Origin of the sequence: Nocardioides turkmenicus (assembly GCF_011045035.1) — a bacterium.
Taxonomy (GTDB): Bacteria; Actinomycetota; Actinomycetes; order Propionibacteriales; family Nocardioidaceae; genus Nocardioides; species Nocardioides turkmenicus.
This window is the reverse complement of record NZ_JAALAA010000010.1, coordinates 136,647-148,975: the sequence shown is the minus strand read 5'-3', so window position 1 is coordinate 148,975 and position 12,329 is coordinate 136,647. Positions and strand designations below refer to the sequence as shown.

Sequence of the window (12,329 nt, the reverse complement as noted above, 5' to 3'; positions counted from 1 at the left end):
GGCGTGGGCGATCCCCACGCCGGCCGGAACCCCGAATTCGGAAAACACCGGGCCAGCGCCCGCGCACGAACTTCTAGGAAGCGAGACCTCCGTCCCATGTTCGGTTTTGTCGTACGCCGGCTGATCTCGGCACTTCTCGTGCTGTTCGTCATCTCGGTGGCGGTGGTCGCGCTCTTCACCTACGGCCCGAGCGACCCGGCGGACGCGATGTGCCCCGAGCCGAAGTGCACCGCCGAGCGCCAGGACGCGATCCGGGAGGCGCTCAACCTGGAGGCGCCGATCTACGTCCAGTACGGCGAATACATGTCCGGCATCGTCAACGGCCGCGAGATCGCGTTCGGCTCCGAGTCGTACGACTGCGACGCCCCGTGCTTCGGGGTCAGCTTCATCTACCGGGTCAACGTCTGGGACGACATCAAGGACCGGATCGGGCCGACGGTGTCGGTCGCGGTCGGCGCCGGCGTCACCATCCTGCTCATCGGGGTGCCGATCGGGATGTTCGCGGCCAGACGCAGGGGCAGTTCGGCGGACAAGGCGGTCATCGGTGCGACTCTGGTGATCGAGTCGATCCCGTACTACCTGTTCGTGCTGCTGGCCTTCCTCTACCTCGCCGTCGGAGCCGGGATCTTCCCGCAGGACGGCTACCAGCCGCTGACCGATTCGCCCTTGAAGTGGGCATGGGCGCTGTTGCTGCCCTGGCTCGCTCTCGGGTTGGTGAACTCGTCCAAGTACGCCCGCTTCACCCGTGGCTCGATGATCGAGGCGTTCAACGAGGACTACGTCCGCACCGCGAGGTCCAAGGGCCTGCCGGAGCGGACGATCGTCAACAAGCACGCGCTGCGCGCCGCGGTCGTCCCGATCGTGACCATATTCGGCCTCGACTTCGGTGCCCTGCTGACCGGCACGATCTTCACCGAGAAGATCTTCGGCATCAACGGCCTGGGTCTTCGCGCCCTCGACGCCGTCGGGCAGAGCGACCTGCCCGTCATCGAGGCGACCACCCTGATCTCCGCCGTGATCATCGTGATCACCAACCTCGTGGTCGACCTGTTCTACAGCGTCCTCGATCCCCGCGTACGCCTCTCCTGAGTCCTGTCGGTGCCGCCCACTAGGGTTGGCGTGTGGATGGGTTGTTCGAGATGGGCGCCGCCAGTGCCTCGCGCGGCGGTTCGCTGAGCCACAGCGACCATGCGGCTGCGCCGCTGGCGGTGCGGATGCGGCCGCGTACGCTCGAGGAGCTGGTGGGGCAGAGCTCGCTGCGCGCTCCCGGGTCGCCGCTGCACCAGGTCGTCGAGGGCGGGCAGTCGCTCTCGCTGCTGCTGTGGGGACCGCCGGGGACCGGGAAGACGACGATCGCCTCGATCGTGAGCCGCTCCACCGACCGGCGCTTCGTCGAGATCTCTGCGGTCTCGGCCGGGGTCAAGGAGGTCCGGGCGGCGATCGACGCCGCGCGCGCCGAGCTGGTCGCGACCGGCAAGGAGACCGTGCTCTTCGTCGACGAGGTCCACCGGTTCAGCAAGGCGCAGCAGGACGCGCTGCTGCCGGGCGTGGAGAACCGCTGGGTCACGCTCGTCGCCGCCACCACGGAGAACCCCTTCTTCTCGGTGATCTCCCCGCTGCTGTCCCGCTCGCTGCTGCTGCGGCTCGAGTCGCTTACCGACGACGACATCCGCGGCGTACTCCTGCGGGCTCTGGAGGACGAGCGCGGGCTCGGTGGCTCGGTGACCATCTCCGACGAGGCGCTCGACCATCTGGTACGCCTCGCCGGCGGTGACGCGCGCCGGTCGCTGACCTATCTGGAGGCCGCCGCGGGAGCGGCGTCCGAGGGGGAGATCACCCTCGAGGCCGCCGAGCGGGCGGTCGACCAGGCGGCGGTGCGCTACGACCGCCAGGGCGACCAGCACTACGACGTGGTCAGCGCCTTCATCAAGTCGGTGCGCGGGTCGGACGCCGACGCCGCGCTGCACTACCTGGCACGGATGATCGAGGCGGGGGAGGACCCGCGGTTCATCGCCCGCCGGCTGATGATCCTAGCCTCCGAGGACATCGGCCTGGCCGACTCGACGGCGCTGCAGACCGCTGTCGCCGCGGCGCAGACGGTGCAGCTGATCGGTATGCCCGAGGCCCAGCTGACGCTGGCGCACGCGACGATCGCGCTCGCGGTGGCGCCGAAGTCCAACGCGGTCACCAACGCCATCTTCGCGGCGCGCGCCGACGTCGCGGCCGGGAAGATCGGCAACGTCCCGCCGCACCTGCGCGATGCCCACTACGAGGGCGCCAAGAAGATCGGGCACGGCGAGGCGTACAAGTACGCCCACGACGAGCCGTTCGGCATCGCGACGCAGCAGTACGCGCCGGAGGCGGTGGCCGACGCGGAGTACTACCGCCCGACGACCCACGGAGCCGAAGCCGGGGTGAAGGAACGGTGGGAGCGTGTCCGGAAAATCGTGCGCGGACAGGATGGATAAGGTAGGCCCACCATGACGAACTCGAGCATGCCCGGGTGGGCGCTGGTGGCGACCCTGATCGCGGTGGGGGTTCTGGTCCTCATCTCGCTGATGGTCGTGCTGCTCGCGCTCGGCGCGCGCCGCCGCGCGCGGCGCCGGCTCGAGGAGGCCGAGGCCAGCGAGGCCGAGCTGCGCGAGCGGCTCGAGGCGCTGGAGAAGCGGCTGGCCCAGCCCGAGGTCAGGCGGCGGCGCCGGGACGAGAAGGAATACGTCATCACCTCCCTGGGAGAGGACGGCGAGCCTGCCGAGGTGGAGCAGGTGGTGCAGCGTACGTTGACCGCACCGGCCTTCGCGGACGCCGTCTTCCGGGAGACGATGGTGCACAGCGCCGCGCTGGTCCACGGGGTGCGCCGGGCGCTCTCGCCGGAGGTGCGGTTCAAGATCCGCTACGAGATGCACCGCGAGGTCAAGCGGGCTCGCAAGGACCGGAAGAGCGAGATGCGCGAGGCGCTGCGGGAATACCGGGCGCGCCAGCGCGCGGCAGTTGACGAGGACGTACGTATGGAGGACTCCCGATGAGGGGCGCGATCTGGTTCGTGGTCGGTGCGGGCGCGGGCGTGTACGCGATGGTCAAGGGGCGGCGTGCCGCCGAGGCGTTCACCGCCGACGGGCTGCGCGACCGGGCCCAGGCGCTCGGGGTCGGCGCGCGGATCTTCCGCGAGGAGCTGGCCACCGGGAAGGCCGAGAAGGAGCTCGAGCTCCGCGAGTGGATCGAGGCCCGCACCGCGGGACCGAAACAGATTGGCGCCGCGGGTGCCGAGCAGCAGAGACTTGGACTGAACGGGCCAACCGAGGACCCGAGGAAGAACACGGAAGGTAGTACCCCCTGATGGAGTGGTTGAGCACGGCGGAGATCCGCGGCCGTTTCACGGCGCATTTCGCCGAGAACACGAGTGTCGGCGAGCACACGGTGGTGCCGTCGGCATCGCTCCTGCTCGACGACCCCAACCTGCTCTTCGTCAACGCAGGCATGGTGCCTTTCAAGCCCTACTTCCTCGGTCAGGCCACCCCGCCCTACGACCGGGCGACGTCGGTGCAGAAGTGCATCCGCACGCCCGACATCGAGGAGGTCGGCAAGACCACCCGCCACGGCACGTTCTTCGAGATGTGCGGCAACTTCTCCTTCGGTGACTACTTCAAGGAGGGCGCGATCACGCTCGCCTGGGAGCTGGTCACCAAGTCGGTCGCCGACGGTGGCTTCGGCTTCGACGAGTCGGTCCTCTACCCGTCCGTGCTCAACGGCGACGACGAGGCGGTCGCGCTCTGGAAGAAGATCACCGGCCTGCCCGACGACCGTATCGTCCGGCTGCCCCCGAGCGAGAACTACTGGTCCATGGGCGTGCCCGGCCCGGGCGGTCCGTGCTCGGAGATCCTGATCGACCGCGGTCCCGAGTTCGGCGCCGACCGCGACTGGGACGCGGGTGACCGCTACCTGGAGTTCTGGAACCTCGTCTTCATGCAGGACAACGTCGTCGCGGCGCGGTCCAAGTACGACGTCGACATCGACGGCCCGCTCGCGCAGACCGGCATCGACACCGGCCTCGGTCTCGAGCGCGTCGCCTATCTCATGCAGGGCAAGTCCAACATGTATGAGACCGACGTCGTCTTCCCGGTCATCGAGAAGGCGATGGAGCTGACCGGCAAGAAGTACGGCGCCGCCTACGAGGACGACGTCCGCTTCCGTGTCGTCGCCGACCACGTGCGCTCCTCGCTGATGCTCATCGGCGACGGCGTCACCCCCGGCAACGAGGGCCGCGGCTACGTGCTGCGCCGGCTGATGCGCCGCGCGATCCGCAACATGCGGCTGCTCGGCTACGAGGACCCGGCGATGCCCGAGCTGCTGCCGATCTCCCGCGACAAGATGGGGGAGACCTACACCGACCTGCACACCGAGTGGGACCGGATCAAGCGCGTCGCCGACGCCGAGGAGGAGGCCTTCCGCAAGACCCTCGCCGCCGGCACCCAGATCTTCGACCTGGCCGCGACCGAGGTGAAGGCGAGCGGATCCACGACGTTCACCGGTGACAAGGCGTTCCAGCTCCACGACACGTACGGGTTCCCGATCGACCTGACCCTCGAGATGGCCGCCGAGGCGGGCCTCGAGGTCGACGAGGCGGGCTTCCGCGGTCTGATGACCGAGCAGCGCGAGCGGGCCAAGGCCGACGCGCGCGCCAAGAAGGGACAGCACGCCGACCTGACGGTCTACCGCGGCATCCTGGACAGCAACGGCCCGACGGACTGGCAGGCCTACACGACGCTCGACACCGAGTCGAAGCCGGTGGCGCTCCTGCGTGAGGGCAAGCCGGTCGACGTGCTCGGTCCCGACGAGATCGGCGAGATCGTCCTCGACCGCACCCCGTTCTACGCCGAGTCCGGTGGTCAGTCCGCCGACGCGGGAATCATCGAGTTCGACGGTGGCCGGCTCGAGGTCGTCGACGTGCAGCGCCCGGTCAAGGGCCTCGTGGTCCACCAGGTCCGCGTCGTCGACGGCGAGTTCCACGGCGGCGAGTCGCTCGTGCACGCGAAGGTCGACCCCGAGTGGCGCCTCGGCGCCCGCCAGGCCCACTCCGGCACCCACGTGGTGCACGCGGCGCTGCGCGAGGTGCTCGGCCCGACCGCGCTGCAGTCCGGGTCGTTCAACCGCCCCGGCTACCTGCGTCTCGACTACGGCTGGACCAAGGGTCTGACCCCCGAGCAGATGCGCGAGATCGAGGAGGTCTCCAACAACGCGCTGCGGGCCGACCTGCCGGTCTCCTGGGACTACATGACCCTCCCGCAGGCCAAGGAGTGGGGCGCGATCGCGCTCTTCGGCGAGACCTATGACGACTCCAAGGTGCGCGTCGTCGAGATCGGCGGCCCCTGGTCGCGCGAGCTGTGCGGTGGCACCCACGTGGACCACTCCGCCCAGATCGGCACCATCGTGGTCACCTCGGAGGCCTCGGTCGGGTCCGGCAACCGCCGCATCGAGGCCTACACCGGCGTCGAGGGCTTCAACTACCTCGCCCGCGAGCGCGACGTGGTCTCCGAGCTCAACCTGCTCCTCAAGACGAAGTCCGACGACGTCGTCGGCCGGGTCTCCGACCTGATGGAGCGGCTCAAGGCTGCCGAGAAGGAGATCGCCCGGGCGCGTACGGCTCAGCTGCTCGCCTCCGGTGGCTCGATCGCGGCGTCCGCGATCGACGTCAACGGCGTCCGGGTCGTCGCCCAGCGGGTCCCGGGTGTGGGCGGCGGCGACGCGCGTACGCTCGCCCAAGACGTACGCTCCCGGCTCGGCGACGCGCCCGCGGCCGTCGTGCTCCTCGGTGACGCGGACGACAAGGTCGCGGTGGTGGCCGCGGTCAACCCGGCCGGTATCGCTGCCGGGGTGAAGGCGGGCGACCTGATCAAGGAGCTCGCGCCGGTCGTCGGCGGACGTGGTGGCGGCAAGCCCGACTTCGCCCAGGGTGGTGGCACCGAGGTCGGCAAGATCGACGAGGCCGTCACCAAGGTCGCCTCGCTGGTGACCGATGCAGTGACTGGAGCCTGATGCGGCACGGCGTACGCCTCGGTCTGGATCCTGGCGACGCCCGGATCGGCGTCGCCAGGAGTGACCCCACGGGGTTCCTGGCGACGCCGCTCGAGACGGTCAAGAAGGGCCGTGGCGACTTGGCGCGGCTGAAGGAGATCGTCGCCGAGATCGCCGAGGAGTCGACGATGCTCGAGGTGGTCGTCGGGCTGCCCCGGTCCCTCAAGGGAGGGGAGAATCCGGCGACTGCTAAGGTCCGGGACTTCGCCGCGTCCTTGGCGCGGCGGGTGGCCCCGGTCCCGGTGCGTCTCGTAGACGAGCGACTTACTACTGTTTCTGCGGAGGCTATGCTGCGAGACCGAGGTCGCAAGGGGCAGGACCGTCGAGCAGTAGTGGACATGGCCGCGGCGGTTGTGATCCTGCAACACGCATTGGACAGTGAGCGCGCTTCGGGGGTCGCGCCTGGAGAGATCGTTGAGGTCGGTCATTGAGTGAGCGCAACTACCCTCAGGACCCGCGCGACCCGCGTCGCCCTGGTCCGGGGTCATACGGTCGCGATCCGCGCGGTGGCTACCCGCCAAGGCAGCAGCCTCCGCAGGATCCTCGAGACCCGCGCCGGATGCCGCCGCAGATGCCCGGCGGCCAGATGCCTCCGCAGCAGCAGGGACACCCCGGTCGACGCCCCGCACCTCGACCGATGCCGGGAGCCGGCGCACCCCCGCCGGGCTACGGTCGCCAGGAGCCCCCGCGGGGTCCCGACGGCTACGGTGGGCCGACCTACCAGCAGCACCCCGGCTTCTTCGACGCCGGCCCCTCGGAGCACGACGACTACTTCGACGAGGAGCCGCCCACGCGCAAACGCCGCTTCGGCGGCTGCCTGGCAGTGCTCGTCGCCCTGGCGGTCGTTCTCGGCGGCTTCTACGTCGCCGGTGACCGCGCGATCGACTACGTGAAGGACCAGCTGGCACCGCCCGCCGACTATCCCGGCCCGGGCACCGACCCGGTCTCGTTCGAGGTGCACCAGGGCGACTCGGTCGCCGCCGTCGGTCGCAACCTCAAGGAGGCCGGCGTCGTCGAGTCGGTCGACGCGTTCATCGACGCGGCCAACGAGAAGGGCCTGAGCGTCCAGGTCGGCTTCTACCCGTTGAAGAAGAAGATGGCGTCCAAGGACGTCGTCGAGATCCTCGCCAACCCTGAGAACATCGACACGATCAACGTCACCATCACCGAAGGCTCGCGTGCCAAGGCGATCTACAAGGTGCTCGCGGAGAAGACCAAGAAGAAGCCCGCCGAGTTCAAGAAGGCCGCCGAGGACACCGAGGCGATCGGGCTGCCCGACTACGCCAAGGGCAACGTCGAGGGCTACCTGTTCCCGGCGACGTACGCCTTCCCGCCCGACGCCACGCCTACCGAGATGCTGGCGATGATGGTCGATCGGTGGGAGCAGGCGCTCGGCGACAACGACATCGAGGCGCGCGCCAAGCAGCTGAAGTGCGGCGACGGCAAGGCGTGCACGCCCGAGCAGATCATGACCGTGGCCTCGCTCGTCGAGGCCGAGGGCCGTGGCGATGACATGGCCAAGATCGCCCGGGTGATCTACAACCGCGTGGAGAACCCCGGCACGGCCGGCCAGGCGGGTTTCCTGCAGATCGACGCCACGGTCAACTACGCCCTCGGAAAGTCCGGGAGCACTGAGCTCGGGGGTGTCGACGTGCAGACCGTCGACTCGCCCTACAACACCTACACCAACAAGGGCCTGCCGCCGGGGCCGATCGGTGCGCCGGGTGACCACGCGATCCAGGCTGCGCTCAACCCTGCGGAAGGTGACTGGTATTACTACGTGACGGTCAACCTGAAGACCGGTGAGACGAAGTTCGCCAAGAACTACGACCAGTTCCTGAAGTTCAAGGCCGAGTACAAGAACTACTGCGAAACCGAGTCGAAGAGCTGTTGAGGAGGAGGCCTGAGTGAAATGTGCCGTCCTGGGTGACCCGATCGGTCACTCGCTCTCCCCGGCCCTCCACCAGGCTGCGTACGCCGAGCTGGAGATGTCCGACTGGTCCTACACCTCCACCCGGGTGCAGGCCGGTGGCCTGGTGGCCTACGTCGACAGCCTCGGCGGCGACTGGCCGCCGAGCCGGTGGCGGGGGCTGTCGGTGACGATGCCGCTCAAGCGGGAGGCGTTCGAGCTGGCGCGGTCGGTCTCTCCCCGGGCGCGGCTCGTGGGAGCGGTCAACACCCTGGTGCGCTCGTCGCACGGCTGGGTGGGGGACAACACCGACCTGCCGGGCGCGGTCGCGGCGATCCGGGAGCGGGCCGGCGACGATGTCTCCTGCTCCCATGGTGCGATCCTCGGCGCCGGCGCCACGGCTGCTTCGACGGGGCTGGCGCTCGCCGAGCTGGGTGCCTCCCGGATCACCCTGCTGGCCCGCAACCCGGGTGCGGCGGGGGAGACGATCGAGATGATCTCGCGTCACCGCAGCAAGCCGGTCGTGTCCGTGCTCCCGCTCGACTCGGTGGTCGACGGAGTGGATGCGGTGGTCTCCACCGTCCCGGCGAAGGCCCAGACTCCTGAGCTCGTCGACCGCTGGGCGTCGACGCCGGTCGTCTTCGACGTCGTCTACGACCCGTGGCCCTCGCCGCTGCTCTCGGTCGCGCCCGGCGTGACCGTCAGCGGCCTGGACCTGCTCGTGCACCAGGCGGTGCTGCAGTTCGAGCTCTTCACCAGCCGTCCCGCCCCGCTCGAGGCGATGCGGGCCGCGGGGGAGAAGGCCCTGGGCATCACGGAGCCCTCACCGGCATGAGCCCCGGGGCGGTCGTGCTGGTGAGTGCGGCCGTCGCCGGCGTGCTCGCCCTCGGCATGCCGGCAGTGCTCCGTCGTCTCCCCGAGCCCGCCGACGACCCGCCCGCGGTTCCGTACCCCACTCTCGCCGCCTGGCGGCCGCTGCTGCCGCTCGCGGTGGCTGTCTCGGCTGCGCTCGCCGGGCTGCTGGCCTGGCGGGTGGAGCCCTCCCGCCTGATGGTGGCCGTGGTGCCGCTCGCGCCGTTGCTCGTGATGCTCGCCTACGTCGACTGGCGGGTGCAGCGGCTGCCGAAGCTGCCGATCCTGGCGGCGACCGGGGTCGGGCTCGCGCTGCTCGGCGCCGAGTGGCTCTGGACCCGCGGGACCGAGGTCGCCCTCGGTGCGCTCGCCGGCCTGGTGATCGCCCGCTCGGCGTTCTGGCTGCTGTGGCGGATCCTGCCGCACGCGATGGGCTTCGGCGACGTACGGCTCGCCGCGCTCGTCGGCCTCGTCCTCGGCCGCCTCGGCTGGGATCACCTGGCGGTCGGGCTGTGGGCCGGGCTGGCGATCTTCGGTGTCTGGGGCATCGGGCGTGCGGTCGCGCAGCGCTCGCGCACGGCGATGCGCGAGCCCCTGGCGTACGGGCCGTTCATGATCTGGGGCATGCTCGTCGGGGTGCTCGGCGTCTCGCTGTGAGCCCGGGTGCACGGGGTTGCGTGGGGAGGATGAAAGACTGCTCCCATGTTGCGTTGGCTCACTGCGGGCGAGTCCCACGGTCCGTCCCTGACGGCCGTGATGGAGGGTCTGCCCGCCCACGTCCGGATCACCTCTGACGACATCGCTGATGCCCTGGCTCGGCGCCGGCTCGGCTATGGCCGCGGTGCTCGGATGAAGTTCGAGAAGGACCAGGTGCGGATCACCGGTGGCGTACGCCACGGGGAGACCCAGGGCGGTCCGGTCGCGATCGAGGTCGGCAACACCGAGTGGCCCAAGTGGGAGACCGTGATGTCCGCCGACCCGGTCGACGCCGAGGTGCTCGCCGGGCAGGCCCGGAACGCCCCGTTGACCCGGCCGCGGCCCGGTCACGCAGACCTGGTCGGGATGCAGAAGTACGACTTCGACGACGCCCGTCCGATCCTGGAGCGTGCCTCGGCCCGCGAGACCGCGGCCCGGGTCGCGCTCGGCGCGGTCGCCTCGGCCTTCCTCGAGCAGGCGCTCGGCGTACGTCTGGTGTCCCACGTCCTCGAGATCGGCGGCGTCCGTACGCCCAGCCACCAGGTCCCCTCGCCCGAGGACGTTGCGCGCCTGGACGAGGACCCGGTGCGGGTGCTCGACCCCGACGGCTCCAAGCAGATGGTCGCCCGCATCGACGAGGCCCACAAGGACGGTGACACCCTCGGCGGCGTCGTCGAGGTCGCCGTCCACGGCCTGCCGCCGGGCCTCGGGTCCCACGTCCACTGGGACCGTCGCCTCGACGCGCGCCTGGCCGGCGCGCTGATGGGCATCCAGGCGATCAAGGGGGTCGAGGTCGGCGACGGCTTCGAGCTCGCCGCGACGCCCGGGTCCAAGGCCCACGACGAGATCGTCCCGTCCGCCGACGGGATCCGCCGCGCCTCCGGGCGCTCCGGCGGCACCGAGGGCGGCATGTCGACCGGTGAGGTGCTGCGGGTCCGCGCCGCGATGAAGCCGATCGCGACCGTGCCGCGGGCGCTGCGTACCGTCGACGTCGCGACCGGTGAGTCCGCGGTGGCGCACCACCAGCGCTCCGACGTCTGTGCTGTGCCTGCTGCGGGTGTCGTCGCCGAGGCGATGGTCGCGCTCGTGCTGGCCGAGGCGGCGCTGGAGAAGTTCGGCGGCGACTCCGTCGCCGAGACGGCACGCAACGCCAAGTCTTACCTCGAGAACCTGAGGTACTCCTGATGCCGGCAGTCGTGCTCGTCGGCCCGATGGGCGCCGGGAAGTCGACGGTCGGGGCGCTGCTCGCGTCCCGGCTCGGGGTCACGCTGCGCGACACCGACCAGGACATCGCGGCGGCCGCCGGCAAGAGCGTGCAGGACATCTTCGTCGACGAGGGGGAAGAGCACTTCCGTCGCGTCGAGGAGGAGGCGGTCGCCGCGGCGCTGGCCGAGCACGACGGCGTCGTCTCGCTCGGTGGCGGCGCTGTTCTCGCAGACCAGACCCGGATCCTGCTCAAGGAGCACACGGTCGTCTACCTGCGGGTCGGCGTCGCCGACGCGGTCAAGCGGGTCGGTCTCGGTTCGGGCCGTCCGCTGCTCCTCGGCAACGTACGCGGCCGGATCAAGGCTCTGCTCGAGGAGCGCGCGCCGATCTATGAGTCGGTGGCGACCTTCGTCGTGGACACGGACAACCGGTCGGCCGAGGACGTGGCCGACGAGCTGGTCGAGAAGGTGCGGGCATGAGCGACACAGTCATCCGGGTCGAGAGCGCCGCGGCGTACGACGTCATCATCGGCAGCGGCCTCGCCGACCGGCTCCAGGGACTCCTGGGCGAGAGCGTCCAGCGGGTGGCGTTCCTGTACGCCGCCGAGCTCGCCGAGTACGCCGAGCCCGTGCTCGAGGAGCTGCTGAAGCACTACGACGTGCTCGGCCTCGGCCTGCCCAGCGGCGAGGACCAGAAGACGGTCGCGGTCGCCAACGACTGCTGGGAGGCGCTGGGGGAGAAGGGCTTCACCCGCTCCGACGCCGTCGTCACCTTCGGCGGCGGCGCGACCACCGACCTCGGCGGCTGGGTCGCGGCCGGATGGCTGCGGGGCGTACGCGTCGTGCACATGCCCACGACCGTGCTGGCCATGGTCGACGCCGCGGTCGGCGGCAAGACCGGTGTCAACACCGCTGCTGGGAAGAACCTCGTCGGCGCGTTCCACGAGCCCGCCGGCGTGCTCTGCGACCTCGCCCTGCTGAAGACCCTGCCCCGGGAGGACCTGGTCGCCGGGCTCGGCGAGGTCGTCAAGTGCGGCTTCATCGCCGACCCGGAGATCCTGCGGCTGGTCGAGGAGAGCGACGAGATCACCGCCGACTCGCCCGTTCTCGCCGAGCTCGTCGAGCGCGCGATCCGGGTCAAGGCCGAGGTCGTCGCCGCAGACCTGAAGGAGACCGGCGGCGCCGACGGCCACCCCGGCCGCGAGACCCTCAACTACGGCCACACCCTCGCCCACGCGCTCGAGAAGCACTCCGGCTTCTCGATCCGCCACGGTGACGCGGTCGCCGTAGGCTGCGTCTACGCCGCCGAGCTCGCCCGCATCGCCGGGGTCCTCTCCGACGACGTCGCCGCCCGGCACGCGCCGGCCTTCGCGAAGGTCGGTCTCCCGACCACCGTCAAGGAGCTCGGTGTCGAGGCCGGCTTCGACGACCTGATCGGTGCCATGCGGGTCGACAAGAAGACCCGCGGCTCCGTCCTCCGCTTCCTCGTCCTCCACGACCTCGCCGTCCCGCGCATCCTCACCGGGCCGACCGAGGAGCAGCTGCGCGAGGCGTACGCAGTCGTCGGAGGCTAGCCAGAGCTCGACCAGCAGGAG

The 12,329-nt window shown here is 70.4% G+C and carries 12 protein-coding genes; all 12 read left to right on the top strand.

Annotated elements, in window-relative coordinates; genetic code table 11:
* Positions 1-96: 96 nt before the first annotated feature.
* Entirely contained in the window at positions 97-1,089 is a 993-nt protein-coding gene (locus G5C66_RS13835; RefSeq protein ID WP_165111541.1) for an ABC transporter permease, read from the top strand.
* A 50-nt stretch (positions 1,090-1,139) separates the two neighbouring features.
* Positions 1,140-2,468 carry a replication-associated recombination protein A gene (locus tag G5C66_RS13830; protein ID WP_165111594.1) on the top strand — a complete coding sequence of 443 codons (1,329 nt, stop codon included), beginning with the start codon at positions 1,140-1,142 and terminating at the stop codon, positions 2,466-2,468.
* Between the two features lie 12 nt (positions 2,469-2,480).
* Entirely contained in the window at positions 2,481-3,026 is a 546-nt protein-coding gene (locus G5C66_RS13825; RefSeq protein WP_165111540.1) for a hypothetical protein, read from the top strand.
* Complete coding sequence (locus tag G5C66_RS13820) at positions 3,023-3,337, top strand: DUF6167 family protein (RefSeq protein ID WP_165111539.1); 315 nt, start codon at positions 3,023-3,025, stop codon at positions 3,335-3,337. Before G5C66_RS13825 ends, G5C66_RS13820 begins: the two co-directional genes overlap by 4 nt.
* An 8-nt stretch (positions 3,338-3,345) precedes the next feature.
* On the top strand, positions 3,346-6,033 hold the full coding sequence (alaS, locus tag G5C66_RS13815) for an alanine--tRNA ligase (RefSeq protein WP_206444108.1): 2,688 nt from the start codon (positions 3,346-3,348) through the stop codon (positions 6,031-6,033).
* Positions 6,033-6,503 (top strand): Holliday junction resolvase RuvX, encoded by a 471-nt coding sequence (gene ruvX, locus G5C66_RS13810; protein WP_165111537.1) that lies wholly within the window; start codon positions 6,033-6,035, stop codon positions 6,501-6,503. The genes alaS and ruvX overlap by 1 nt, the downstream gene beginning before the upstream one ends.
* Positions 6,504-6,709: 206 nt before the next feature.
* Positions 6,710-7,966: an endolytic transglycosylase MltG gene (gene mltG / locus G5C66_RS13805; protein ID WP_165111536.1), complete on the top strand. Its 1,257-nt coding sequence runs from the start codon at positions 6,710-6,712 to the stop codon at positions 7,964-7,966.
* Between the two features lie 13 nt (positions 7,967-7,979).
* Positions 7,980-8,816 carry a shikimate dehydrogenase gene (locus G5C66_RS13800; RefSeq protein ID WP_165111535.1) on the top strand — a complete coding sequence of 279 codons (837 nt, stop codon included), beginning with the start codon at positions 7,980-7,982 and terminating at the stop codon, positions 8,814-8,816.
* Positions 8,813-9,490, top strand: coding sequence for a prepilin peptidase (locus G5C66_RS13795; RefSeq protein ID WP_165111534.1), 678 nt, complete (start codon positions 8,813-8,815; stop codon positions 9,488-9,490). Before G5C66_RS13800 ends, G5C66_RS13795 begins: the two co-directional genes overlap by 4 nt.
* 45 nt (positions 9,491-9,535) lie before the next feature.
* Positions 9,536-10,714, top strand: a complete 1,179-nt coding sequence (gene aroC, locus G5C66_RS13790) for a chorismate synthase (protein WP_165111533.1) — start codon at positions 9,536-9,538, stop codon at positions 10,712-10,714.
* Positions 10,714-11,214 (top strand): shikimate kinase, encoded by a 501-nt coding sequence (locus tag G5C66_RS13785; protein WP_165111532.1) that lies wholly within the window; start codon positions 10,714-10,716, stop codon positions 11,212-11,214. Before aroC ends, G5C66_RS13785 begins: the two co-directional genes overlap by 1 nt.
* Positions 11,211-12,308 carry a 3-dehydroquinate synthase gene (gene aroB, locus G5C66_RS13780; protein WP_165111531.1) on the top strand — a complete coding sequence of 366 codons (1,098 nt, stop codon included), beginning with the start codon at positions 11,211-11,213 and terminating at the stop codon, positions 12,306-12,308. The genes G5C66_RS13785 and aroB overlap by 4 nt, the downstream gene beginning before the upstream one ends.
* Positions 12,309-12,329 lie beyond the last annotated feature (21 nt).